The following is a 25,416-nucleotide window of genomic DNA, read 5'->3' as shown; positions in this document are numbered from 1 at the left end:
CCGCGGGGGACCGGGTCGCGGCCCGGGTTGTCAGTGCCGCGGTCCACAATGGTCCGCGTCAGATCCGTCAACCCCGAGCGAACAGAAATCTGGAGGAGCCGGCAGCGATGGCCCGCCGCAGCACGAAGACCCCGCCGCCCGACGATTCGTACGAGGAGAGGATCCTCGACATCGACGTCGTTGACGAGATGCGTGGCTCCTACCTCGAGTACGCGTACTCGGTCATCTACTCGCGCGCCCTGCCGGACGCCCGTGACGGACTCAAGCCCGTGCACCGCCGGATCGTCTACCAGATGAACGAGATGGGCCTGCGTCCCGAGCGGAGCTACGTGAAGTGCGCCCGGGTCGTCGGCGAGGTCATGGGCAAGCTGCACCCGCACGGCGACTCGTCGATCTACGACGCCCTGGTGCGCATGGCGCAGGGCTTCTCGATGCGTGTCCCGCTGGTCGACGGCCACGGCAACTTCGGCTCGCTGGGCAACGACGACCCGCCGGCGGCCATGCGGTACACCGAGTGCCGGATGACCGAGGCGACGAGCCTGATGACCGAGTCGATCGACGAGGACACGGTCGACTTCGCGCCGAACTACGACGGCCAGGAGCAGGAGCCGGTGGCACTGCCCGCCGCCTTCCCGAACCTGCTGGTCAACGGCTCCTCGGGCATCGCGGTCGGCATGGCGACGAACATGCCGCCGCACAACCTGCGCGAGGTCGTGGCGGCGGCCCGCCATCTGATCAGGCACCCGAACGCGGACCTGGACGCGCTGATGAAGCACGTCCCGGGCCCCGACCTGCCCACCGGCGGCCGGATCGTCGGCCTGGACGGCATCCGGGACGCGTACGCGTCGGGACGCGGCACGTTCAAGATCCGGGCGACGGTCACCGTCGAGACCGTGACCGCCCGCCGCAAGGGCCTGGTCGTCACCGAGCTGCCCTTCGCGGTCGGCCCGGAGAAGGTCATCGCCAAGATCAAGGACCTGGTCAACTCCAAGAAGGTCCAGGGCATCGCCGACGTCAAGGACCTCACCGACCGTGAGCACGGGCTGCGCCTGGTCATCGAGATCAAGAACGGCTTCGTGCCGGAGGCGATCCTGGAGCAGCTCTACAAGCTGACGCCGATGGAGGAGTCCTTCGGCATCAACAACGTCGCCCTGGTCGACGGCCAGCCGCTCACGCTGGGCCTGAAGGAGCTGCTGGAGGTCTACCTCGACCACCGCTTCGACGTGGTCCGGCGCCGCAGCGAGTTCCGCCGCGGCAAGAGGCGCGACCGGCTGCACCTGGTCGAGGGTCTGCTCACCGCCCTGGTCGACATCGACGAGGTCATCCGGCTGATCCGGTCCAGCGAGAACTCGGCGCAGGCCAAGCAGCGCCTGATGGAGCGGTTCTCGCTGAGCGACGTCCAGACGCAGTACATCCTCGACACGCCGCTGCGCCGGCTCACCAAGTACGACCGCATCGAGCTGGAGGCGGAGAAGGACAGGCTCACCGCGGAGATCGCGGAGCTGACCCGGATCCTGGAGTCGGACGCGGAGCTGCGCAAGCTGGTCTCGGCCGAACTGGCCGCGGTGGCGAAGAAGTTCGGCACCGACCGGCGTACGGTCCTGCTGGAGTCCGGGGGCGCGCCGGTGGCCGCCGTGCCGCTCCAGGTCGCCGACGACCCGTGCCGGGTGCTGCTGTCCTCGACGGGGCTGCTGGCCCGTACGGCGACCGACCAGCCGTTCCCGGAGGCGGCCGGGGCCAGGCGCGTGAAGCACGACGTGATCCTCTCGGCGGTCCCGGCGACCGCGCGCGGCGAGATCGGCGCGGTCACCTCGGCGGGCCGGCTGCTGCGGATCAACGTGGTCGACCTTCCGCAGCTGCCCGAAGCGGCGACGGCGAACCTGTCCGGAGGGGCGCCGCTGGCGGAGTTCGTGTCCCTGGAGGACGACGAGACGGTGGTCTGCCTGACCACGCTGGACGAGTCGTCCCCCGGCCTGGCGCTCGGCACGCTGCAGGGTGTCGTCAAGCGTGTGGTGCCCGACTACCCGTCCAACAAGGACGAGTTGGAGGTCATCACGCTCAAGGAGGGCGACCGGATCGTCGGCGCGGTGGAGCTGCGCACCGGCGAGGAGGACCTGGTGTTCATCACGGACGACGCGCAGCTGCTGCGCTTCCAGGCGTCCATCGTCCGCCCGCAGGGCCGCCCGGCCGGCGGTATCGCCGGCATCAAGGTGACCGAGGGCGCGAAGGTCATCTCCTTCACCGCGGTCGACCCTGCCGACGACGCGGCGGTCTTCACGGTGGCGGGCTCGCGCGGCACGCTGGACGACTCGGTGCAGACGACGGCCAAGCTGACCCCGTTCGACCAGTACCCGCGCAAGGGCCGGGCCACCGGCGGCGTGCGCTGCCAGCGGTTCCTGAAGGGCGAGGACTGCCTGTCGCTGGCCTGGGCGGGCCCCGTCCCGGCACGGGCGGCGCAGAAGAACGGCACCCCGGTGGAACTGCCGGAGCCGGACCCGCGCCGCGACGGCTCGGGCACGTCGCTGCCGAAGACGGTGGCGGTGGTCGCGGGACCGGTGTCGTAGGGCGCCCGGCCGCTACACCTCGTGGGTCTCCGTGCCCGGCTCCTCCTCGGAGCCGGGCACGAAGCGCAGGACGCCCCACATGCCGTGCTCGTCGACGTGCGGGCCGTCGTTCCCGCACGCCCGGAGTTCCTCGTGGAGGGCGTCGGCGTCGATGCCGGAGCCGATCAGCACGAGCTGGGTGCTGCGGGGGCCGGCGGCCGGCCAGGGCTCGGGCCGGAAGCGCAGGAACCGGCCGACGGCGTGCACGGCGTACCGGTTGAGGGTGTCGTACGGCCCGAAGTCGACGTATCCCTTGATCCGGTAGAGCCCCTCGGGGCGGGTGTCCAGGAAGCTCATCAGGCGGCGGGGGTCCATGGGCGGCGCCGAGGTGAAGGACAGGCTGTCGTAGCCGGTGTGCAGGTGACCGGCGTGGTCGTGGCCGTCCTCGCGGTGCTCGTGCAGATCGTCGAAGGAGAGCTGCCCGACGCGCTCCTCGCTCGGCCGGCAGTCGAAGAGGAACTCCGGGTCGACGCGGCCGTAGGTGGCGGGGAGGACCGCCGCGCGGTCGGTGAGCGAGCGGACGAGCGCGAGCACACGGTCGGCGTCCGGCGCCCGGTCCAGCTTGTTGACCACGACGAGGTCGGCGAGGGCGAGATGCCGGTCGATCTCGGGGTGCCTGGCGCGGGTGTCGTCGAACTCGGCCGCGTCGACGACCTCGACGAGGCCGCCGTAGGCGATCCGCGGATGTTCACTGGCCAGCACCATGCGCACCAGCTCCTGCGGCTCGGCGAGTCCGCTGGCCTCGATGACGATGACGTCGATGCCGGCGGCGGGGGCGGCGAGCCGGTCCAGGTAGACGTCGAGTTCGCTGGCGTCGACGGCGCAGCACAGGCAGCCGTTGCCGAGCGAGACCGTCGAGTCGCCGAGGGCGCCCGCCACCGCCATCGCGTCGATCTCGATGGCGCCGAAGTCGTTGACGATCGCCCCGATGCGGCTGCCCCCGCTGTGGTGCAGCAGGTGGTTGAGGAGCGTGGTCTTCCCGGAGCCCAGGAATCCGGCGAGCACGACCACCGGGATCTGCTGCGGGCTGCGGCTGTTCGCCGGGCTGTTCCCCAACGGGCGACCTCTCTCACACACGGACGCGCGAACCGGCTCGTGGCCCGGCGCGCGGACGGACACAGCGGGAATCGACTGCGCGACCAGGATACGAGCGGGAGGGGAAGCGACGGGGCGCGCATCCGACGGCTCGTTCCGCGACGGCCGTCCGGTCCGGCACCGGCCCGGCCCGGCGCCCGCCGGCCTGATGCCGGCCCGGCTCCAGGTCGGTTCCGGGTCGGTTCCGGGTCGGTTCCGGGTCGGTTCCGGGTCGGTTCCGGGTCGGTTCCGAGTCGGCCTCCAGGCCGTGGTCGGCGCCTCAGGCCGCCGGCGGCACCGCGACCGGCGGCTCCGGTCCCACGTAGCGCGCGACCGGCCGGATGATCTTCGGGTCCGCCGCCTGTTCCAGGATGTTGGCGCTCCAGCCGACCACCCGGGCCGCCGCGAAGGTGGGGGTGAACATCTCGCGGGGCAGGCCGCACAGTTCCATGACCACGCCCGCGTAGTACTCGACGTTGGTGTGGAGTTCGCGGCCCGGCTTCAGCTCGCTGAGGACCGCCTCGACGTGCCGTTCGACCTCGACGGCCAGATCGACGCGCGGGCCGCCGAAGTCCAGGGCGATCTCCCGCAGCATTCGCGAACGCGGGTCCTCCGTGCGGTAGACGGCGTGGCCGAAGCCCATGACACGGTCACCGGCGAGCACCCGCTCCCGGATCCAGGCGTCGGCCCGGTCCGGTGTTCCGATCGCGTCCAGGGTGTCGAGCGCGCGGCTCGGCGCCCCGCCGTGCAGCGGCCCGGACAGGGCGCCGACGGCTCCGACCAGACAGGCGGCCACGTCGGCGCCCGTGGACGCGATGACCCGCGCGGTGAAGGTTGACGCGTTGAATCCGTGGTCAATGGTCGAGATGAGGTACTGCTCGACCGCACGGGCCCGTTTCGGATCCGGCTCCTCGCCCGTCAGCATGTAGAGGTAGTTCGCCCCGTACGGAAGGTCCTCTCGGGGTTCGACGGGTTCGAGGCCCCTGCCCAGCCGGTACAGCGCGGTGAGCAGCGTGGGCACGGCCGCGCAGGCGGCCACGGTGTCGGCGCGCCGCCGCTCCGGGTCCGTGTCGTAGACCGGGCGGAACCCTCGCGCGGCACCCAGCAGCGACAGCGCCGTACGCAGGCCGGCCAGCGGCCCGGATTCGCGGCCGGCCGCGGCGATGGCGGGGAGGGCCGCGCGGACGTCCTCGGGCAGCCGGCGCAGCCTCGCGGTCTCCGCCGCGAAGGAGGCGGCGCGCCCGGGGTCCGGCAGGGTGCCGTGCACCAACAGGTGCCAGACGTCCTCGAAGCCGCGGGTCCGGGCGAGTTCGACGGCCGAGTACTCCCGGTAGTGGTAGAAGCCCTCGGTTCCCCGGACGTCTCCGACACGGGTGTCGGTGACGACGACCCCCGCGAGGCCACGCGGTACTTCCACACGGGGTGCGGTCCTGTTGACGGACATGGTGTCTCCTCCCTGGACTTGATCCGACTGTCCATGCTTGACTCAATAGCTGTCAATATTGATTGAATCAATGTATATCAATCAAGATGTGGAGAGGCGGCTACGGTGACCCCCATGCGCGATCAGGAACCCGCTCAGGACCGGCGGCCCGGGCGAAGGCTGAGCACCAGGGAGACCGCCGAGCTGCTCGGAGTGAAGCCGGAGACGGTGTACGCCTACGTGAGCCGCGGCCTGCTCAGCAGCGAGCGGGAACCAGGTGGCCGCGCCAGCACCTTCGACGCGAAGGACGTCGAGGCGCTCGCCCGCCGCAACCGCCGGGAGGCCGCGGGGAGTCCGGGCTCCGGGGGCGACCTGTCCGTCCGGACCCGCATCACCCTCATCGAGGAGGACCGCTACTACTTCCGCGGTGTCGACGCCACCGAACTGGCCGCGCGCCACTCCTACGAGGAGGTCGCGGAGTGGCTGTGGACAGGGCGGCTGACCCCGGGTATGACCTTCACCGCGCCGCGGACCACCGTCGAGGTCGCCCGCCGCGCCGTGAACGCCCTGCCGGAGCACACCTCCCCGGCCGACCGGCTGCGGGTGGCGGCCATCGCCGCGGCCGCCGAGGACCCGCTGCGCTTCGACCTCTCCGAGGAGACGGTGCTGGGGACCGGGCGCATCCTCATCCCCACCCTCGTGGCCGCCCTGCCACCCGTCCGGCACGACCACGAGGACGACGGCCCGCTCGCCCACCGCCTGTGGGGCCGGCTGACCGGCCGCCGCGCCGACGAGGCCTCCCTGCGCGTCCTGGACACCGCCCTGGCCCTGCTCGCCGACCACGACCTGGCCGCCTCCACGCTCGCCGTCCGGGTCGCCGCCTCGGCCCGCGCGCACGCGTACGCGGCCGTCTCGGCCGGACTCGGCGTCCTGGAGGGGCCGCTGCACGGTGCCGCCAGCGGCCTCGCCCACCGGATGCTGGCCGATGTGCTGGACCAGGGCACCGCCGTCCCGGTGATCGCGGACCAACTGCGCGCGGGACGACGTGTTCCCGGGCTGGGACACCGGCTCTACTCCGGCGAAGACCCCCGCGCGCGCGTGCTGTTCGGCCTGCTGGAGCAGGTGCCGCACGCCGAGCCGGCACTCCTCGCGGCCCGCGACGTCGTCGCGACGACCGCGCGGCACGCTCCGCTGCACGCCAACGTCGACCTGGCGCTCGCGGTGTTCACCGCCTCCTGCGGCATGCCCGCCACCGCCGGGGAGACCGTCTTCGCCGTCGCGCGCACAGCGGGCTGGATCGCCCACGCCCTGGAGGAGTACGGCGAACGCCCGCTGCGCATGCGCCCGAGCGGTCACTACGTCGGCCCGCGTCCCCCGCAGCCCCTGCCGGAGTGAGGCCGCCCGCGCCGCCGCCGGAGCGGACACGGGTCCGGCCGGAAGTCGCCCCGGGAGGAGTCAGGTTAGGCTCGCCTCTGTGAGTAGGTGCGCGACCGTCTCCCGGAACCTCGACGAGCCCGTTTCCGCCACGGCCGCCACGGCGACGACGTGGCTGCTGCTGGAGCAGTCCGGGCCGTGGGGCGCCAAGGCGCTCACGTCGAGCCATCTCGATCCCGCCGTCGGCCGCGCCCTGGAGGCCGCCGCCGAGGGGACCGGCGTCCGGGTCGCGCTGGTCCGGCGCCCCGGCCGGCACGCCGACCCCGGGACCCCGGAACCCCGGCAGGTGTACGCGGCACACACCGTGCCCGGAAACGTGTGGCTGCACGGCGCCACCGTCCGCGACCCGCGCCGCCTGCTCGACCTCGACTTCGCGGCTCTCGGCGCCGGCGACCACCGCTCCTTCGGCACGGCGCTCGGCGGCCGTCCGCACAGCGGTGATCCGCTGGCGCTCGTCTGCACCAACGGCAAGCGCGACCGCTGCTGCGCCCTCCTCGGCCGTCCCCTCGCCGCCGAACTGGCCGCCTCCGGTGTGCGGGGCGTCTGGGAGGTCACCCATCTGGGTGGTCATCGCTTCTCGCCGACCGTGCTCGTGCTGCCGTACGGCTACGCCTACGGCCGGGTGGACGCGCACACGGTCGAGGCGGCCCTGCACGGCGTCCAGGAGGGACGCGTGGAGCTGGAGGGCTGTCGCGGCTGCTCCGCCTGGGAACGGCCCGGCCAGGCCGCCGAGCTGGCCGTGCGCTCGGTGGCGGGGGTGCGCCGGGCGGGCGCGCTGAGCGTCGTACGGACCGAGGGCAGGGCGCCCCGCTGGGAGGTCACCGTCGCCCATGCCGACGGCCGCCGCTGGCGCGTCACGGTGGCCCAGGGGGCGTCCCTGCCGCCGCGCCCGGAGAGCTGCGGCGCCTCGGTGCTCGGCGCGCCGGCGCGCATGGACGTGGTCGCGGTGCGCGAGCTGGGGACGACGGCACTGGCGAGCTGATCCCGGAGCCACCGGCCCCGGCCCGTCCGGCGCCGACCGGGAGATCCGTGCCACACCGGCTGGGGGCGGGCCGGGCCGCCCACGTACGGTCGGGGGCATGAGCCCCACTCCCCCCGCACGCCGTCTGCGCCTCGGTCTGCCCCGGCGGGTGTTCTCGCAGGTGCTGCTGATGCAGGTGGCGATCGCCGCGGGGGTCGCGGTGCTCGCGACGGGGCTGTTCCTGGCGCCGCTGAGCAAACAGCTCGACCAGGAGGCGATGCGCCGTGCGCTGGCCATCGCCCAGACCACGGCGCAGGACCCGGAGATCGCCGAGGGCGTGCTGACCACCCCGCCGAGCCGGAACGGCCCGGTGCAGCGGGAGGCCGAGCGGATCCGGCACTCCACCAACGCCGAGTACATCGTGGTGCTGGACCGTCACTGGGTGCGCTGGTCGCACCCCACACCGCAAGAGATCGGCCGGCCGGTCTCCACCGATCCCACCGACGCGCTGGACGGCAGGGACGTCATGGAGATCGACAAGGGCACCCTGGGCCGCTCCGCGCGCGGGAAGGTGCCGCTGTACGACGCCGATCACCGGATCATCGGGGCGGTGTCGGTCGGCATCGCGTACGACAGCGTGCGCGCCCGGCTGCTGGCCGCGATACCCGGATTGTTCGCGTACGCGGGCGGCGCCCTCGCGGTGGGCGCGCTGGCCGCCTGGCTGATCTCCCGCCGTGTGCAGCGGCAGACCAGGGACCTGGCCTTCTCGGACATCTCCGCGCTGCTGGCCGAGCGCGAGGCGATGCTGCACGGCATCCGGGAGGGCGTGGTGGCCCTCGACCGGGCCGGCCGTGTCCGCCTGCTGAACGACGAGGCCCGTCGGCTGCTGGGCCTCGGCGACGAGGCCGTCGGAAAGTCGCCGGACGAGGCACTGGGCGAGGGCCGCACCGCGGACGTCCTGGCCGGCCGGGTGACCGGCACCGATCTGCTGACCGTGCGCGGGCAGCGGGTCCTGGTCGCCAACCGCATGCCCACCGACGACGGGGGCGCGGTGGCCACCCTGCGCGACCGCACCGAGCTGGAACAGCTGGGCCGCGAACTCGACTCCACCCGCGGTCTGATCGACGCGCTGCGCGCGCAGGACCACGAGCACGCCAACCGCATGCACACGCTGCTCGGTCTGCTGGAACTCGAGATGTACGACGACGCCGTGGAGTTCGTCGGCGAGGTCGTCGGGGACCACCGGGTCACCGCCGAACAGGTCACGGAGAAGATCCAGGACCCGCTGCTGGCCGCCCTGCTGGTCGGCAAGGCGACCGTCGCCGCCGAGCGCGGTGTCGCCCTGTGGGTGTCGGAGCGCACCCGCCTCCCCGACCGGCTCGTCGACCCGCGCGGACTCGTGACGGTCGTGGGCAACCTGGTGGACAACGCGCTGGACGCGGTCGCGGGCACCCCGCACGCGCGTGTGGAGGTCGAGTTGCGCACCGAGGGCCGTACGGTCGTGCTGCGAGTGTGCGACACCGGGCCGGGTGTCCCGGCGGACCAGCGCGAGATCGTCTTCACGGACGGGTGGTCCACCAAGAAGCCGCCCGCGCACGGCAAGCGGGGCCTGGGTCTTCCGCTGGTGCGCCGGCTCGCCGAACGGCAGGGCGGCGGCGCGACCGTGGGCACGGCGGACGGCGGCGGCGCGGAGTTCACCGTCGTACTCCCCGAGGCGCTCACCGACGCGCTGGCCGCGCCGGACCGGGACCCCGCGCTCGCCGGACCCGGAGTGTCCGGTGCGGCCACGCAGGAGAGGCCGGCCCCCGCCGGGGAGGAGGCACGGTGATCGAGGTCCTGGTCGTGGACGACGACACCCGCGTCGCCCGGGTCAACGCCGCCTACGTCGAGAAGGTGCCCGGCTTCCGTGTGGCCGGCGAGGCGCACAACGCGGCCGAGGCGCTGCGCCTGCTGGACGCGCTGCCCCGGATCGACCTGGTCCTCATGGACCACTACCTGCCCGACGACACCGGGCTGGCGGTGGTCCAGGAGATGCGCCGGCGCGGCCACCAGACCGACGTCATCATGGTGACGGCCGCGCGGGACGTCTCGACCGTCCAGGCGGCCATGCGGCAGGGCGCGCTGCAGTACCTGGTGAAGCCGTTCGCGTTCGCGGGACTGCGGGCCAAGCTGGAGGCGTACGCCGTGCTGCGCCGGACCCTGGACGGCGGCGGTGAGGCCGAACAGGCCGAGGTGGACCGGATCTTCGGCGCCCTGTCCGCACCGTCGGAGCCCGAGCTGCCCAAGGGCCACTCCCCCACCACCGCCGAACTGGTGCGCCGGGCCCTGATGCAGGCCGAAGGCGCCCTGTCCGCGCAGGAGATCGCCGATCTGACCGGCGTGAGCCGGCAGACCGCCCAGCGCTATCTCAAGCTCCTGGAGCGGACCGGACGGGCCCGGCTGACGCTCAAATACGGCGACGCGGGCCGCCCGGAACACCGTTACGTGTGGGCGACCCGCGCCTGAGCGGGTGGATCCGGGGTGCTACTCGGCGGCCTCGACGAACTCGGTGGTGTACGTCTTCTTCAGGTCCACCTTTGCGTTCTTGATGTTGGGGTTGAACGCCTTGAGGACCTTCTCGACGGTCTCGGGACCGTTCGCCGGCATCACGCCGTCCTTGGTGAACATCGGCAGCGTGCTCTTGATCGCCTCCGCGTAGAGCGTCTTGTCGCCCTGGGAGTAGTCGGCGGGCATCTTGGCGGCGATCTCGGAGGCGCTGTGGGTGGACATCCACTTGAGCGTCCTGACGAACGCGTTGGCGAGCTTCTGGACGGTCTCCTTGTGCCCGTTCACCCAGTCCGTCTGCATGTACAGACTGGACGACGGGTACGGGCCGCCGAGCGCCTCCTGGGAGCCCTCGGGGGTGCGCATGTCGAGGAGGATCTTCCCGGCCTTCTTGTCCAGGATGGTGGCGACGGTCGGGTCGGTGGTCATACCGGCGTCGATGGAGCCCTGCTGCAGCGCGGCGATGAAGGTGGGGCCGGCGCCCACGGCGACCGGGGTGAACTCGCTGACGTTCACGCCGTTCTTCACCGCGAGGTACTTGGTGAGGAAGTCGGTCGAGGAACCGAGGCCGGTGACGCCGAGCTTCCTGCCCTTGAAGTCCTTCGGAGAGGTGACGTCACCGGCCTTCTTGGCGGCGACGACCTCCACCTCGCCGGGGGCGTGCGAGAACTGCACGACGGACTCCACTGCCTTGCCCTTGGTCTGCAGGTCGAGGGTGTGGTCGTAGAAGCCGACCGCGCCCTGGACCTGGCCGGAGACGAGCGCGGTCTCGGCCTGGACACCGGCGGGCTCACTGAGCAGTTCGACGTCGAGGCCCTCGGAGTCGAAGTAGCCGAGACGCTGGGTCAGCATCGCCGGCATGTAGATGACCTTGTCCAGGCCGCCGACCATGATCTTGACCTTCGTGCCCTTGCCGTCGCCCTTGCTCCCGCCGGCCGAGGTGCTGCTCGCCGCGTCATTGGCGCAGGCGGTGAGCGAGGAGAGGGCGAGCAGGCCGGAGACGGCGAGCGCGGCGTATCTGGCGGTCTTGCGCATGAGGGTTCACGTCCTTGTGAGGGGGCGGTGCGGATGAGGGAAGCGTCTTGGAGTGCCACGGCTTCACGGCTGCGCCGGGCGGGCCGGGCTCAGTGGTCGGAGTTCGCCGGCTTCCACCGGAAGATGCGGCGTTCGGCGAAGGTCAGCAGCCCCTCGGCGAGGAGCGCGACGACCGCGAGGATGACCATCGCGGCGTAGACGCCGGCGGCGTTGAAGGTGCCCTGGGACGCGGCGACGAGCAGGCCGATGCCCTTCGTGGCGCCGATGTACTCGCCGACGATGGCGCCGATGAGGGCGAAGCCGAAGCTGACATGGAGGCTGGTGAAGATCCAGGAGGTCGCCGAGGGGACGACCACCTGCAGCGTCACCTTGCGGTCGCTCGCGCCGAGGATCCGGGCGTTGGCCACCAGGTTGCGGTCGACCTCGCGCGCGCCCTGGAAGGCGTTGAAGAACACCGGGAAGAACACCAGCACCACGGCCGACGCGACCTTGGAGGCGGGGCCCAGGCCGAACCAGATCACGAAGATCGGGGCCAGGACGATCCTGGGAAGGGAGTTGAGGACCTTGATGTACGGGCCGAGGACATCGGCGAGGAAGGCGATCCGCCCCAGAGCGATACCGAACACCACACCGGCGATGACGCCGATGGCCCAGCCGAGCAGCGCCTCGTGCAGCGTGTACCAGATCTGCTCGCCCAGGGAGCCCTGTGCGGTCCCGTGCAGCACCCAGGTGGTGATCTGGTCCCAGATCTTCGAGGGCATGGAGAAGTTGAACGGATCGATGATCTCGGCGCGGGACAGCGCCTCCCACAGGCCGAGCACGGCCACCAGGAGGAGCACCCGCGCGGCGGTGACGACCACCTTGCGTCTGCGGGCGGCCTGAGCGCGTGACTCCGCGCGGCCCGGGACCTTGACCGTGTCGACGACCGGCGTGCTGAGCACCTCAGGCGACATTCGCGGCACCCCTCTCGCGGGTGATGCGGACCTCTTCGCCGAGGGACTCCCAGATCTCGCGGTAGATCTCGATGAACCGCGGCTCCAGCCTCACCGACTCGACCTTGCGGGGCCTCGGCAGATCGATGTCGAAGACCTGCTTCACGGTCGCGGGCCCCGCGGTCATCACGACGACCTTGTCGGCCAGCGCGATGGACTCCTCCAGGTCGTGGGTGACGAAGACGACCGACGCGCCCGTGCCCTCCCACAGCTCCAGCAGTTCGTCCGACATCAGCGCGCGGGTCTGCACGTCGAGCGCCGAGAACGGCTCGTCCATCAGCAGGATCTGGGGGTCGTTGACGAAGGTGGCGGCGAGGGCGACGCGCTTGCGCTGGCCGCCGGAGAGCTGGTGCGGATAGCGGTCCTCGAAGGCCGCGAGACCGACCCGGGCCAGCCACTCGCGGGCCTTCTGCCTGGCCTCCGCCTTGGGCACGCCACGGAAGCGGGGCCCCGCCATCACGTTGGACAGCACCGTCCGCCAGGGGAAGGTGGCGTCCTGCTGGAAGACGAAGCCGACCTTGTCACCGACGCCGTCGACCGGCTCCCCGGCCACCAGCACCTCGCCCTCGCTGGGCTCCTCCAGGCCGCTGACCAGGGTCAGCGTCGTGGACTTCCCGCAGCCGGTCGGCCCGACGACGGCCACGAACTCGCCGCGCCGCACGGTGAGGTCCAGGCCGCGCACGGCCGTGTGCAGACCCCCCGACGGGGTCCTGAAGGTTTTGCTCGCGCCCCGTAGCTCGATGGCGGGGCTGGTGTCTGTGCTCATGGCCCGGGACGGTAGGTGTGGCCCCGGCCACAGCAGCAGTCTTGTGAGCACATGCCGTTCTTTTGCTCGCAAGCACCTGTTGTGCTCATTTTGCTCGCGTTACAACTGCGGAGCCGAAACACGGGCTTAACGCTCGCCGGCCTTGGAGGAGAGGCCCGATGATTGACGTCCTGGTCGTGGACGACGACTTCCGCGTCGCAGAGATAAACGCCAAGTACGTGGGGAAGGTTCCCGGTTTCCGGGTGGCCGCCCGCGCGCACAGCGCCGCACAGGCTCTGGCCGCCATCGAACGCGCCGCCATCGACCTGGTTCTGCTCGACCACTACCTTCCGGACCGGACCGGTCTCGAGCTCGTCCACCGCATGCGGGAGCAGGGCCACGGCACCGACGTCATCATGATCACAGCCGCCGGCGACGTCACGACCGTCCAGCAGGCCATGCGCCTGGGCGCCCTGCACTATCTGGTCAAGCCCTTCACCTTCGCCGCGCTGCGTACCCGCCTGGACTCCTACGCGGCCCTGCGCCGCACCGTGGACCGGGTCGGCGGCCGGGGGCTGACGGGCCAGGAGCAGGTCGACCGGATCTTCGGCGCGCTGCGCACCTCCCCGGCCCCGACCGCCCCGGGCCTTCCCAGCGGCCACTCGGAGCCCACCACGGACCTCATCTGCGACGTTTTGCACGGCGCGGACCAGCCGCTGTCCGCCCACGAGGTCGCGGCACGCACCGGCCTGAGCCGCTCCACGGCCCAGCGCTACCTCCGCCACCTCGAACAGGCGGGCCGCCTCAGCCTCTCCCTGAAGTACGGCGACACCGGCCGCCCGGAGCACCGGTACGCATGGGTGGCACCGTGAGCGCCGGTACCCCCCGGCCGGCACGCCGCACCACGTCCACGCGCGGTGCGGCCGCCCCGTTCACCCGTCCCCGCTAGACGGCGCCCGCGCCGGTCAGCGACCGCACCTCGGTCTCCGCGTACTTGGCCTCGTCGGCGACCTCGTCCGAGGTCACCGTGCCCAGCCAGCCCGCCAGGAAGCCCAACGGGATGGAGACGATGCCCGGGTTCTGCAGCGGGAAGTACTGCAGGTCGATGTCCGGGAACAGCGAACCCGGGCTGCCGGACACCACCGGGGACAGCACCACCAGCACGAGAGCCGGGACCAGTCCGCCGTATACGGCCCACACGGCGCCGCGTGTGGTGAAGGCCCGCCAGAACAGCGAGTACACCAGCACCGGCAGGTTCGCCGAGGCGGCCACGGCGAAGGCCAGACCGACGAGGAAGGCGACGTTCAGGTCGCGGGCCAGCAGACCGAGCGCGATCGCGACGACGCCGATGCCCACGGCCGCGGCACGGGCCACCGCGACCTCGCCGCGCACCTTGGTGTGCGGACGCCGCAGCGACGCGTACAGGTCGTGGGCCACGGACGCCGAGGAGGCGAGGGTGATCCCGGCGACCACCGCGAGGATCGTCGCGAAGGCCACGGCGGCGACCACCGCGAACAGCACCGTACCGCCCGTGGAGCCGACGCCTCCGCCGAGATCGAGGGCGAGCAGGGGCATCGCCGTGTTCCCGGCCGCGTTGGAGCTGCGCAGGGCCTCGGGACCGACCACGGCGGCGGCCCCGAACCCGAGCACGATCGCCATCAGGTAGAAGCCGCCGATCAGGCCGATGGACCACACCGCGGAGCGGCGGGCGGCCCGCGCGGTGGGCACGGTGTAGAACCGGGAGAGGATGTGCGGCAGCCCCGCCGTGCCCAGCACCAGGGCGAGGCCCAGGCTGATGAAGTCGAGGCGGGCGGTCCAGTTCCCGCCGTACTTCAGCCCCGGCGCCAGGAACGCGTCGCCGTGGCCGCTGCGTTCGGCCGCCGTGACCAGCAGCCGGTCCAGGTCGCCGTGGAAGCGCACCAGCACCAGCACGGTCAGCGCGACCGTCCCGCTGAGCAGCAGGACCGCCTTCACGATCTGGATCCACGTGGTGGCCCGCATCCCGCCCAGCGACACATAGGTCACCATCAGGGCGCCGACCGCGATGACCGTCCACGCCTGGGCCGTCCCGCTCGTGCGCCCCAGCAGCAGGGCCACCAGGCTGCCCGCGCCCACCATCTGGGCCACCAGGTACATGACGGACACGGTGACCGAGGCGGTGCCCGCCGCGATCCGCACCGGCCGCTCGCTCATCCGAGCGGCGACCACGTCGGCGAGCGTGAACCGCCCGCAGTTGCGCACCAGTTCCGCCACCAGGAACAGCACGACCAGCCAGGCCACGAAGAAGCCCACCACGTACAGCAGCCCGTCGTACCCGTACAGCGCGATGAGCCCGGTGACCCCGAGGAAGGAGGCGGCCGACACGTAGTCGCCCGAGACCGCGAAACCGTTCTCCATCGGGGAGAACAACCGCCCGCCGGCGTAGAACTCCTCCGCGGAACCGTGCCGCCTGCGGCTCACCCAGGTCGTGATGGCCAGGGTGACGGCCACGAACCCGCTGAACAGCAGCAGTGCCAGTGTCTGGTGCTCGCCGGTCACGAGGTGCCTCCCCGGGCTCCACGGGTCATTTCCTGGGTGTTCCAGCGCAGTTCGAGCGCGAGCCGGTCCCGGCGCAGCCGAGCATGCCGGGCGTAGCCCCAGGTGAGCAGAAAGGTGCTGAGGAACTGGCCCAGTCCTGCCAGCATTCCGACGTTCACCGCCCCCACCACCGGCCTCGCCATGAGCCCCGGAGCGGTCGTCGCCGTGACCACGTATCCCACGTACCAGACGAGGAAGGCGGCGCCGGCCGGCACCACGAACCTCCGGTACCGTCCGCGCACTTCCTGGAAGGCCTCGCTGCGCTGCACCTCGAGGTACACGTCGCGGGCGCGGAGCGCCGCCGCGTCCGACTCCCCGCGCGGTGCCGGTACGGCCCGGGCCGGCGTGCCGGTGCCGTCCGGTTCACCCCAGCCGGAGGCCAGGGCGTCGTACCAGGGGTCCTCGTATCTCACCTCGCGGGAGGCCGTGTGATGGTCTTCGTGATTGCCGGCCGAACTCCCGGCACCGTCCCCGGCTCCCCGGGCACGACCGTCGCTTGACTGCATACCCAAGGATGGACAGACCGGGAAGATCTGTGACTTCTCTTCCCAGGACGCTTCACCCCATCAGGTGACTCATTTCACTGGGGCCGCACCAGTCCCTTCGCGTAGGCGTAACGCACCGCCTGCGCCCGGTCCTTGAGCCCCGTCTTGGCGAAGAGATTGTTGATGTGGGTCTTCACCGTCGCCGTGGAGACGTGCAGCCGACGGGCGATCTCCTGGTTGCTCAGGCCCTCGGCGATCAGCACCAGGACCTCGGCCTCCCGGGCGGTCAGCCCGTCGGGCGCCTCGGTCACGACAGGTGCCGGCGCCGGCGCGGGCTCCGACAGCCTCTCCAGCAGCCGCCGCTGGACGCTCGGCGCCAGTCCCGCCTCTCCCGACAGAACGCTCTGCACGGCCCGCACGATCTCGTCGCCGCCCGCGTCCTTGGTCAGATAGCCGCGGGCTCCCGCGTGCAGCGCCGGGAACAGCGACTCGTCGTCCCCGAAGGTGGTGAGGACCACCACCTGGGTTCCCGGGTACTCCGACCGGATCCGGCGCGTGGCCTCCACTCCGTCACAGCGCGGCATCCGCAGGTCCATCAGCACAACGTCCGGCGCGAGTTCGGCGACCAGCCGCACCGCCTCCTCACCGTCTCCGGCGGACCCCACCACTTCCAGGCCGGGCAGCAGACCCAGCAGCATCACGATGCCTTCCCGGACCACGGTCTGGTCGTCGGCGACCACGACCCGCGCGGGCTTCCTCTCCCCGGCCTCCGTCATACGGGCACCTTCAGCGTCACCAAGAACCCTTCCTCGTCCGGCCCCGCGTCGAGCGAACCGCCCAGCAGCTCGGCACGCTCCCGCATCCCCCGCAGACCGTACCCGCCACCGGAAGCCGTGAGTTCGCCCGGACGACCGCCCGAGTCCCGTACGCCCAGCGTGACTTCGTGCTCGCCGTAGTCGAGCCGCAGCTGCACCTTGGCACCCTGGGCGTGCTTGCGGACGTTCGTCAGCGCCTCCTGCGCGACCCGTCGCACGGCCTGGGACGCCTCGACCGGCAGCGGTCTGCGCTCACCCGTGACGGTGACATCGGCACCGTCGGCCGCGCTGACGAGTCCGGTCAGGAACTCCTCCAGCGGGGTCAGATCACCACGCAGCGCGCTCAGGGCCTGCCTGGTCTCGGCGAGGCCGTCGCGGGCCATGCCCCGGGCGGCCACCACCCGCTCCAGGATCTGGTCCCGGTCCGCACCGCGCTCGATCAGCAACCGGGCGGCCTCCAGGTGCACCAGCTGCGCCGAGAGGCTGTGTGCGAGCACATCGTGGATCTCCCGGGCGATCCTCGCCCGTTCGGCCAGCGCCGCCGATTCCGCCTCGGCGGCACGGGCGGCGCGCTCCTGGGCCAGCAGACGCTGTGCGCCGCCCCGGGCCTCCGCGTCGAGCCGCAGCACATATCCGGCGAGGGCCATGCCCGCCACCGTGGCGGCCGTGGTGAGCCACACGTCGTTGTTGAAGGCGGAGAACGAGGCCAGCGCCACGGACGTCACGGGAAGCGCGGCCCCCAGGGGCAGCCGCTCCAGGGCCGAGACTCCGCATCCGCACCAGATCACCAGGGCCGGCCCTCTGAACCCGGTGGCCTCTGCCGCCACCGCGATGCCCAGGAGCACCGCCATGAGCGCGAGCGAGGACACCAGCCGGTGCTCGTAGGTGGTGTGGAAGAACGCCCAGGCGACGAGTCCGGCGAGCAGGACTCCCGCCGCGGCCGCGAGCGCCCCCCAGATGCCGACGTGTCTCTGGCTGAAGGCGCCCCACAGCAGCAGGGCGAGTACCAGGAACCGGACCGCCCAGGCGAGCATCCGCCGGGGCCGGCTTGTGCCCGCCCGGCCGAGCGCCTCCCGGCTCGGCCAGCGGGTCAGAGCGTTCTCCGTCACACGCGCTCCTTCCACGCGAGGCACATGTCGTCACCGTAGGCGGGGGCCGGGCGGCTCGGGCCGCCGAGGGACTGTGCCCGCCAGGCCAGGATCCCGGCGCGCACCAGCAGGGTGCCGGCGAGACCCAGCATCAGCGCGGAACCGTCCTGGTGCACGCCTGACGCGGCGCCGAGGGCGAAGACGCCGGCGCGCAGGGCTATGCCGACGAGCCAGACGACGGCGCTGGCCTTGGTGCTCCTGGTCCACACGCCCCCGTCCGGCGCCGTCCAGATCCGTGTGGTCCAGGCCCAGCCGGCGCCCGTGATCACTCCGATGAGCAGTTCGACGGCGAGCAGGGCGGCCGAGGCTGTGGGGTGGTGGTCGTCGAGTATGCCGGGTTCACGCAGGGCCACCACCGCGAGGATCACGGGCAGCAGCCACCAGCGCCGGTCCGTGTCGATCGCGCGGGTACGGAACTGCCGCGCGATCACCACGGCGGCGACGGCCACGATCACCAGCGCGTTGACGAACCCGGACATCACTGCCTCCGTGAGCGAGATGGTGGTGTCGGGAGCGTGTGCCGCCGACACCATCGAAGCTACGGAAACCAGTCGTCGGGGAGATCGGAGCGGGGGTGGATCGCGGGTGGAATCGAGGGGCGGGCCGCTCTCCACCCACGGGTGGAGAGACGGCAACGCGCCCGAATCCAGCCGGCCTCGGCCGGCCGGTGCGCCCGGGTCGGCGGACCGGCCGGCAGAGGCCGGGTGGTGCGGCTACGCGTCGATCCGCGACCTGTCCAGCGTCGCCGCCGAACCGGAGATGAACTCCTTGCGCGGAGCCACGTCGTTACCCATGAGCAGGTCGAAGACCTGCTCGGCGGCCTCCAGGTCGGAGAGGTTGATCCGGCGCAGGGTGCGGTGCCGCGGGTCCATCGTGGTCTCGGCCAGCTGGTCGGCGTCCATCTCGCCCAGGCCCTTGTAGCGCTGGATGGAGTCCTTGTACCGGACGCCCTTGCTCTGGAACTCCATGAGCTTGTCGCGCAGCTCGCGGTCCGAGTACGTGTAGACGTACTTGTCCTGGCCCTTCTTGGGCTGGATCAGCTCGATGCGGTGCAGCGGCGGCACCGCGGCGAAGACCCGTCCGGACTCGACCATGGGCCGCATGTAGCGCTGGAACAGCGTCAGCAGCAGGCAGCGGATGTGGGACCCGTCCACATCGGCGTCGGTCATCATGATGATCTTGCCGTAGCGGGCCGCGTCGATGTCGAAGGTACGGCCCGAGCCCGCTCCTATGACCTGGATGATCGCGCCGCACTCGGCGTTCTTGAGCATGTCGGTCACCGACGACCGCTGCACGTTGAGGATCTTGCCGCGGATGGGCAGCAGCGCCTGGAACTCGGAGTTCCGGGCCAGCTTCGCCGTACCGAGCGCCGAGTCGCCCTCGACGATGAACAGCTCGCTGCGGTCGACGTCGTCGCTGCGGCAGTCCGCGAGCTTCGCCGGAAGGGACGAGGACTCCAGGGCGGTCTTGCGCCGCTGCGCGTCCTTGTGCTGGCGGGCCGCGACCCGGGTACGGGCGGCGGCGACGACCTTCTCCATCACGACCCGGGCCTGGGCGGCCGCGTCCCGCTTGGTGGAGGTCAGGAACGCCTTCAGTTCCCTGGTGACGACGTTGTTCACGATGCGGCGGGCCGCCGAGGTACCGAGGACCTCCTTGGTCTGGCCCTCGAACTGGGGCTCGGCGAGGCGCACCGTGACGACGGCGGTGAGACCCTCCAGGGCGTCGTCCTTGACGATGTTGTCCTCGGCGACGCGGAGCATCTTCTTCGTCCGCAGCACCTCGTTCATCGTCTGGGTGATGGCCTGCTCGAAGCCGGCGACGTGGGTGCCGCCCTTGGGGGTGGCGATGATGTTCACGAACGACCGCAGCTTCGCGTCGTAGCCGGTGCCCCAGCGCAGGGCGATGTCGACGCCGAGCTCACGCGCGACCTCGGTCGGGGTCATCTGACCGTGCTCGTCCAGGACCGGGACGGTCTCCTTGAAGGTGCCCTGACCCGAGAAGCGGAGGACGTCGCAGACCGCCTTGTCGCTTGCCAGGTACTCGCAGAACTCGCTGATGCCACCGTCGAAGCGGAAGGACTCCTCGCCCTTGCTGCCGCCCTCGCCCAGCCCGAACTCGTCCCGGACGACGATCGTCAGGCCCGGAACCAGGAACGCGGTCTGCCGGGCGCGCTGGTGCAGCGTCTCCAGGGAGAGCCTGGCGTCCTTCAGGAAGATCTGCCGGTCGGCCCAGTACCGCACGCGTGTGCCGGTACGCGACTTGGGGATCTTCTTGGTCTTGGCCAGGCCGCTTCCGGCCTCGAACTTGGCATCGGCCCCGTTCCCGCGGAAGGCCCCGGGAACGCCGCGCCGGAAGCTGATGGCGTGGGTGTTGCCACTGCGGTCCACCTCGACGTCGAGGCGGGCCGAGAGGGCGTTGACCACGGAGGCGCCGACGCCGTGCAGACCGCCGGAGGCGGCGTAGGAGCCACCGCCGAACTTGCCGCCGGCGTGGAGCTTGGTCATCACGACCTCGACGCCGGAGAGGCCGGTCTTGGGCTCCACGTCCACGGGGATGCCGCGGCCGTTGTCCCGCACCTCGACGGAGGCGTCGTCGTGGAGGATCACCTCGATGTGGTCGCAGTACCCGCCCAGGGCCTCGTCCACGGCGTTGTCGATGATCTCCCACAGGCAGTGCATCAGACCGCGGCTGTCGGTCGAGCCGATGTACATGCCCGGGCGCTTCCGCACGGCCTCGAGGCCCTCGAGGACGAGCAGGTGCCGCGCGGTGTAGTTGGAACCGTCCCGGTCTGCTCCTGCCAGCAGCGCTGTGGACGGCACGGACGTATCGGCGGTCACGCGGTTCGCTCCTCGCTGAATTTCAGGTGACCCCCTTGTGGGTAAGGGGGCGGCTTCGGTTGCCGCTCAGAGGGTACCGAGGCCTGGTAGAGCCGTTGTAACGCCACCCTCGTCGAAATCTCACCCTAGTCCACAGTCGTATGGATGTTCGATCCCTCGATGGGGTGAAGTCCACATCACGTTCCCTTGGAGGCATGAACCATTTAGGCTCCGGGCACGTCCTCATGAACAACCGGCAACCCAGCCGGGAGGACGGAAGACCGGATACCGCGCGAAACCGTAAGCACCCAAGACACGCACTACGGCACATTCGCCGCCAACCGGCAGCAGACAGCCGCCCCGGAAGATTTTTTCGAGGAAAAGCCACGAGCGGGAACGTTTTCGGGCTGGTTGGATGTTGACCCTGGTACGACAGCTCGTCGAGCTAGAGAAGAGGCGACGTGACTACTGTTCTGACCCCCGCGAGCCCGTTGACGGCCGCCGATCGCTGCGACCGCTGTGGCGCCCAGGCATACCTGCGCGTCGTCTTGCTCAGCGGCGGAGAACTGCTCTTCTGCGCCCACCACGGTCGCAAGTTCGAGCCGGAACTCAAGAAGATCGCCGCTGAGATACAGGACGAGACAGAGCGGCTGACGTCCGCTCCGAGCACCACTTCCGACGAAGAGCGCTGAATCTCGCACCCACGACGAGCCAGCCCCGGCACAGGCCGGTGAACGGGCGGCCGCTCCCTTTCCAGGAGCGGCCGCCCGCGCTCGTACCTCCGTGAAACCCTCAGGAGCCCCTCTGGGGCCGCTGGGGACCCGCTGCCGGCCCTCCCAGGCTCCGGAGGATGTCGGACACCCGTGTGTAGACACCGGGGTCTCCTGGCTGCCCGCACCCGCTCCCCCAGGACACCAGCCCGATCAGCCTGCCCGATGCCACGAGCGGGCCGCCGCTGTCGCCCTGGCAGGCGTCCGGGCCACCCGCGGGCTCTCCCGCGCAGAGCATGGTGTCGGCCCGGTAGGTTCCGTCCGGACCTCCGGGATAGGCACGGGCGCAGACGCCGTCCTCGAGGACCCGCACATGTGCGGCACGGAGGTGACGCGGGTACTCGCCGCCGCCCGTGGTGTCGCCCCAGCCGGAGACCAGGGCCTTGGTCCCGGGCTTGTACGCGGGATCACCCTCGGGTGCCATCGCCACCACGGCACCGCGCGGCAGCGGCTCGGCCAGTGTGAGCACCGCGAAGTCGCCGGAGTTGCCGTCGACGTCGTAGCGCGGATTCACCCGGACGTCCCGTACGGCGATCTCCTCGCCCTTGGCGGACAGCAGGTCCGTACGGTTCGCTATGACCCGCAGGTCGCGCACCCGGTTCGGGGGCGTTCCCAGGACCTCGTCCGCCACGCAGTGTGCCGCGGTGAGCACGGTGGTCCGCGAGACCGCCGCACCGCCGCAGAACTGCCCCGCCCGCGTACCCCCGAACCGGTCACGGCTCGACAGCGCCACGGTCCACGGAGCCTGGGAGACGTCTATGGGAAACCCGCCGACGACCACGCCGCCCGGGGCCGCGGCGGCCGAGGTGGTCAGGGGTATGGCGGTCATCACGGCCGCCAGGGCCAGCGGCCCGATCAGTGCCCGGGCAATCGAACGACGCATACGGCTTCCTCACTCTGAGGCGTCACTGGGACACCCAGGGTCATTCAGCCTGGCGTCGCGCGCAGCACGAAGGCCCGGCTCCCGAGAGGAGCCGGGCCTTCGGCGTCGCTACGGCCGGGACCTAGTCGAGGTAGTCGCGCAGCACCTGCGAACGCGAGGGGTGGCGCAGCTTCGACATGGTCTTGGACTCGATCTGGCGGATGCGCTCACGCGTCACGCCGTAGACCTTGCCGATCTCGTCGAGGGTCTTCGGCTGGCCGTCGGTGAGACCGAATCGCATGGAGACGACGCCGGCCTCACGCTCGGACAGGGTGTCCAGGACGGAGTGGAGCTGCTCCTGCAGCAGCGTGAAGCTGACCGCGTCGGCGGGAACCACGGCCTCGGAGTCCTCGATGAGGTCACCGAACTCGCTGTCGCCGTCCTCGCCCAGCGGGGTGTGCAGCGAGATGGGCTCACGACCGTACTTCTGGACCTCGATGACCTTCTCCGGGGTCATGTCGAGTTCCTTGGCCAGCTCCTCCGGGGTGGGCTCGCGGCCCAGGTCCTGGAGCATCTGGCGCTGCACGCGCGCGAGCTTGTTGATGACCTCGACCATGTGCACCGGGATACGGATGGTGCGGGCCTGGTCGGCCATGGCGCGGGTGATCGCCTGCCGGATCCACCAGGTGGCGTACGTGGAGAACTTGTAGCCCTTGGTGTAGTCGAACTTCTCGACCGCGCGGATCAGACCGAGGTTGCCCTCCTGGATGAGGTCCAGGAAGAGCATGCCGCGGCCGGTGTAGCGCTTGGCCAGGGAGACCACCAGTCGGAGGTTGGCCTCCAGCAGGTGGTTCTTGGCGCGGCGGCCGTCCTCGGCGATGATCTCCAGCTCGCGCTTGAGCTTGGGAGCGAGCTTGTCGGCGTTGGCCAGCTTGTCCTCGGCGAACAGGCCTGCCTCGATGCGCTTGGCGAGCTCGACCTCCTGCTCGGCGTTGAGCAGCGGGACCTTGCCGATCTGCTTGAGGTAGTCCTTGACCGGGTCGGCGGTGGCACCGGCGGCGGCGACCTGCTGGGCCGGAGCGTCGTCCTCGTCCTCGTCGGACAGGACGAAGCCCGCGCTCTCGGTACCCTCGGGCTCGTCGGCGGCCTTGGTCTCCTCGAGGACCTCGTCCTCGATCAGTTCGGCGTCGTCCTTCTTGCCCGTGGTCTTCTTGGCCGCGGTCTTCTTGGCGACGGTCTTCTTCGTGGCCGCCTTCTTGGCGGTCGTCTTCTTGGCCGCGGCCTTCTTGGGCGCGGCGTCCTCGGCGAGGTCGTCGGCGACCGGGGCGGCGGGTGCGACCGGGGCGGCCGTGGTGGCGGTGGCCTTCCTGGTGGTCACCGTCTTCGCCGCGACCGTCTTGGTGGCGGTGCGCTTGGCCGGGGTCTTCGCTGCGACGCTCTTTCGGGTGCGCTTGGGCTCTGCTGCACTGACCATCAGCGTCACACCCTCTTCCTCAAGGATCTGGTTGAGGCTGCGCAGTACGTTCTTCCACTGAGTGGCCGGAATCTGGTCGGCTTCGAAGGCCCGACGCACATCGTCGCCGGCGATCTGCCCCTCAGCCTTTCCCCGCTCAATGAGAGCCATGACAGAGACGGACTCGGCGATCTCCGGCGGGAGCGTACGGGATGTGCTGGCCGACACGAACAACCTCTCGGAACGTTGGAAAACGGCTTCCGGCCCCGTCCACGGCGGACAGGAGCCGACCACCGGCCGGGGGTGGGCCGACGGAGCGGGCGGGAGCCGGGAGGATGCACAGCGCCTTGCCAGGCGTCCGTATTCCCTTCGCGGCTGTCACCTCTTAGGTCATCGCGCTGCTCCCACGAGCGTTACGCCCAATCTGCGTGGCCCGAGTCACACCCCGTAAGCGGTCAAAAGCTGTCGAAGACTGTCATACAGGATCACCTGCACAGCCACCCCGTCGGCCGGGGCCGATCGCGTAGGGCCAGGGCGACGCCGGGCCCCGCCGGACTCCGAGGATTCCGGCGGGGGCCGGCGACGGCCGGTCCCCGAGCCCGGCCGTCGCGCCGGCCACGGCACCGCGGCACACCGACGACCGCACCACTGGGAAACGGGTCAGTGCTCGCGCGGCGCGGGAACCACGCGCTCCACCTCGGGGTGGACGGTGAGCAGCTGGCGCATGGCCGTCTCCGCCGCGGTGCCGTCGCCCGTGCCCAGCGCGTCGACGATCCGCGCGTGCAGCGCGAGGGATGCCTCGCTCGGCCGGTCGCAGCCCGTGACCGGACCTCCGGAGACCTGAAGAGCGGCCGAGACGATCCCGGAGAGGTGCTCGAGCATGCGGTTGCCCGCGATCTGGATGAGCAGCGCGTGGAACTCCGTGTCGGCACGCGAGAACGTCAGCGCGTCGCCCTGCGCCATGGCGTGACTCATGATCTCGACCACGTCGGACAGGCGCTGCTGCACCTCCTCACGTCCGTGCCCGGCGGAGAGGCGGGCGGCGAGCGGCTCGATCGTCCAGCGGAGCTCGTTCAGCTCCCGACGCTGGTCGTCGCGCTGCGGCCCGAAGGCGCGCCACTCGATGATGTCCGGGTCCAGGAGGTTCCAGTCACTGACGGGACGCACGCGCGTGCCGACGTTCGGGCGGGCGCTGACGAGGCCCTTGGCCTCCAGGACGCGGAGGGACTCACGAACGACGGTGCGGGAGACCTCGAAACGCTGGCCGATCTCCTCGGGCACGAGCGGGCGGTCGGCCCCCAGGTCGCCCGATACGATCATCTGACCGAGCTGCTGAACGAGTTGGCCGTGCAGTCCGCGTCCGCGACTGCCCGCGGCACGCCGGCCCACGCGGCCCAGCTCGGGCTCCGCCCCCTCCCAGGCGGCGGGAGGTCCGACCCGGTCGTTCACCGCGGCGTCGGTGTAGGGGTAGCGGTCGAGTTCGCCCGGGCCGACCAGACCGGAGTCTGAGGAGCGGGCGGCGGTCATCATGGTGTGCGCAAGGGTACTCACGCATCCTTTGTCGGCGTCGTCTTCAACTCCCTTGAGGTCTTTGGTGAAAAGCACACGAAAGGGTGATCGCTCACCCCGTCGCAATTGACGCCTTATCGGAAGGAAACGAGCCGTATTCGGGGAGTTGT

The 25,416-nt window shown here is 71.1% G+C and carries 21 protein-coding genes; 7 read left to right on the top strand and 14 right to left on the bottom strand.

Features of this window, described 5'->3' with window-relative positions:
- Window positions 1-107: 107 nt before the first annotated feature.
- Window positions 108-2,564: a DNA gyrase/topoisomerase IV subunit A gene (locus ACWCPN_RS15990; RefSeq protein ID WP_451206148.1), complete on the top strand. Its 2,457-nt coding sequence runs from the start codon at window positions 108-110 to the stop codon at window positions 2,562-2,564.
- Between the two features lie 12 nt (window positions 2,565-2,576).
- Here the strand turns inward: ACWCPN_RS15990 and ACWCPN_RS15985 are convergent, their stop codons facing one another.
- Window positions 2,577-3,659, bottom strand: a complete 1,083-nt coding sequence (locus ACWCPN_RS15985) for a CobW family GTP-binding protein (RefSeq protein WP_451206145.1) — start codon at window positions 3,657-3,659, stop codon at window positions 2,577-2,579.
- Window positions 3,660-3,957: 298 nt separating this feature from the next.
- A complete protein-coding gene (locus ACWCPN_RS15980) occupies window positions 3,958-5,121 on the bottom strand; it encodes a citrate synthase/methylcitrate synthase (protein ID WP_451206142.1) in 1,164 nt (387 codons plus the stop codon).
- A 114-nt stretch (window positions 5,122-5,235) separates the two neighbouring features.
- Between ACWCPN_RS15980 and ACWCPN_RS15975 the strand changes: the two genes are divergently transcribed.
- The 4 genes from ACWCPN_RS15975 (at window position 5,236) to ACWCPN_RS15960 (ending at window position 10,000) form a co-directional block, all read left to right on the top strand.
- The gene (locus tag ACWCPN_RS15975; protein WP_451206139.1) at window positions 5,236-6,495 is read left to right on the top strand and encodes a citrate synthase; all 1,260 of its coding nucleotides are present in this window, start codon (window positions 5,236-5,238) and stop codon (window positions 6,493-6,495) included.
- A 79-nt stretch (window positions 6,496-6,574) separates the two neighbouring features.
- A complete protein-coding gene (locus ACWCPN_RS15970) occupies window positions 6,575-7,516 on the top strand; it encodes a sucrase ferredoxin (protein WP_451206137.1) in 942 nt (313 codons plus the stop codon).
- 97 nt (window positions 7,517-7,613) lie between these two features.
- The gene (locus ACWCPN_RS15965; protein ID WP_451206135.1) at window positions 7,614-9,323 is read left to right on the top strand and encodes an ATP-binding protein; all 1,710 of its coding nucleotides are present in this window, start codon (window positions 7,614-7,616) and stop codon (window positions 9,321-9,323) included.
- Window positions 9,320-10,000 carry a response regulator gene (locus tag ACWCPN_RS15960; RefSeq protein ID WP_451206132.1) on the top strand — a complete coding sequence of 227 codons (681 nt, stop codon included), beginning with the start codon at window positions 9,320-9,322 and terminating at the stop codon, window positions 9,998-10,000. The genes ACWCPN_RS15965 and ACWCPN_RS15960 overlap by 4 nt, the downstream gene beginning before the upstream one ends.
- An 18-nt stretch (window positions 10,001-10,018) precedes the next feature.
- Here the strand turns inward: ACWCPN_RS15960 and ACWCPN_RS15955 are convergent, their stop codons facing one another.
- The 3 genes from ACWCPN_RS15955 to ACWCPN_RS15945 all read right to left on the bottom strand — a co-directional run bounded on the left by ACWCPN_RS15955 (window position 10,019) and on the right by ACWCPN_RS15945 (window position 12,832).
- Window positions 10,019-11,074, bottom strand: a complete 1,056-nt coding sequence (locus ACWCPN_RS15955) for an ABC transporter substrate-binding protein (RefSeq protein WP_451206129.1) — start codon at window positions 11,072-11,074, stop codon at window positions 10,019-10,021.
- A gap of 89 nt (window positions 11,075-11,163) precedes the next feature.
- Complete coding sequence (locus ACWCPN_RS15950; protein ID WP_199212297.1) at window positions 11,164-12,027, bottom strand: ABC transporter permease; 864 nt, start codon at window positions 12,025-12,027, stop codon at window positions 11,164-11,166.
- Window positions 12,017-12,832, bottom strand: coding sequence for an ABC transporter ATP-binding protein (locus ACWCPN_RS15945; protein ID WP_451206126.1), 816 nt, complete (start codon window positions 12,830-12,832; stop codon window positions 12,017-12,019). Before ACWCPN_RS15945 ends, ACWCPN_RS15950 begins: the two co-directional genes overlap by 11 nt.
- A 158-nt stretch (window positions 12,833-12,990) precedes the next feature.
- Between ACWCPN_RS15945 and ACWCPN_RS15940 the strand changes: the two genes are divergently transcribed.
- Window positions 12,991-13,683 carry a response regulator gene (locus ACWCPN_RS15940; protein ID WP_451206124.1) on the top strand — a complete coding sequence of 231 codons (693 nt, stop codon included), beginning with the start codon at window positions 12,991-12,993 and terminating at the stop codon, window positions 13,681-13,683.
- A 73-nt stretch (window positions 13,684-13,756) separates the two neighbouring features.
- Here ACWCPN_RS15940 and ACWCPN_RS15935 read toward each other — a convergent pair whose 3' ends face one another.
- The 6 genes from ACWCPN_RS15935 to ACWCPN_RS15910 form a co-directional block, all read right to left on the bottom strand.
- Entirely contained in the window at window positions 13,757-15,349 is a 1,593-nt protein-coding gene (locus ACWCPN_RS15935; RefSeq protein WP_451206121.1) for a solute symporter family protein, read from the bottom strand.
- The gene (locus ACWCPN_RS15930) at window positions 15,346-15,801 is read right to left on the bottom strand and encodes a DUF485 domain-containing protein (protein ID WP_451206119.1); all 456 of its coding nucleotides are present in this window, start codon (window positions 15,799-15,801) and stop codon (window positions 15,346-15,348) included. Before ACWCPN_RS15930 ends, ACWCPN_RS15935 begins: the two co-directional genes overlap by 4 nt.
- A gap of 167 nt (window positions 15,802-15,968) precedes the next feature.
- Window positions 15,969-16,649, bottom strand: a complete 681-nt coding sequence (locus tag ACWCPN_RS15925) for a response regulator transcription factor (protein WP_451206117.1) — start codon at window positions 16,647-16,649, stop codon at window positions 15,969-15,971.
- Window positions 16,646-17,797: a sensor histidine kinase gene (locus ACWCPN_RS15920; RefSeq protein WP_451206114.1), complete on the bottom strand. Its 1,152-nt coding sequence runs from the start codon at window positions 17,795-17,797 to the stop codon at window positions 16,646-16,648. The genes ACWCPN_RS15925 and ACWCPN_RS15920 overlap by 4 nt, the downstream gene beginning before the upstream one ends.
- Entirely contained in the window at window positions 17,794-18,315 is a 522-nt protein-coding gene (locus ACWCPN_RS15915; protein ID WP_451206641.1) for a DUF1453 domain-containing protein, read from the bottom strand. The genes ACWCPN_RS15920 and ACWCPN_RS15915 overlap by 4 nt, the downstream gene beginning before the upstream one ends.
- A gap of 234 nt (window positions 18,316-18,549) precedes the next feature.
- Window positions 18,550-20,673, bottom strand: coding sequence for a DNA gyrase/topoisomerase IV subunit B (locus ACWCPN_RS15910; protein ID WP_451206111.1), 2,124 nt, complete (start codon window positions 20,671-20,673; stop codon window positions 18,550-18,552).
- A 440-nt stretch (window positions 20,674-21,113) separates the two neighbouring features.
- Between ACWCPN_RS15910 and ACWCPN_RS15905 the strand changes: the two genes are divergently transcribed.
- Complete coding sequence (locus tag ACWCPN_RS15905) at window positions 21,114-21,344, top strand: DUF7455 domain-containing protein (protein WP_390052217.1); 231 nt, start codon at window positions 21,114-21,116, stop codon at window positions 21,342-21,344.
- Between the two features lie 100 nt (window positions 21,345-21,444).
- Here the strand turns inward: ACWCPN_RS15905 and ACWCPN_RS15900 are convergent, their stop codons facing one another.
- The 3 genes from ACWCPN_RS15900 to ACWCPN_RS15890 form a co-directional block, all read right to left on the bottom strand.
- Window positions 21,445-22,305, bottom strand: a complete 861-nt coding sequence (locus tag ACWCPN_RS15900) for a serine protease (protein ID WP_451206107.1) — start codon at window positions 22,303-22,305, stop codon at window positions 21,445-21,447.
- A gap of 121 nt (window positions 22,306-22,426) precedes the next feature.
- Window positions 22,427-23,965, bottom strand: a complete 1,539-nt coding sequence (locus ACWCPN_RS15895) for an RNA polymerase sigma factor (protein WP_451206104.1) — start codon at window positions 23,963-23,965, stop codon at window positions 22,427-22,429.
- A 432-nt stretch (window positions 23,966-24,397) separates the two neighbouring features.
- Window positions 24,398-25,288, bottom strand: coding sequence for a FadR/GntR family transcriptional regulator (locus tag ACWCPN_RS15890; protein ID WP_451206102.1), 891 nt, complete (start codon window positions 25,286-25,288; stop codon window positions 24,398-24,400).
- Between the last annotated feature and the right edge of the window lie 128 nt (window positions 25,289-25,416).

Source organism: Streptomyces sp. NPDC002386, from assembly GCF_053593175.1.
The sequence above is the reverse complement of the archived record's forward strand: the minus strand, read 5'-3'. Positions and strand labels throughout refer to the sequence as shown.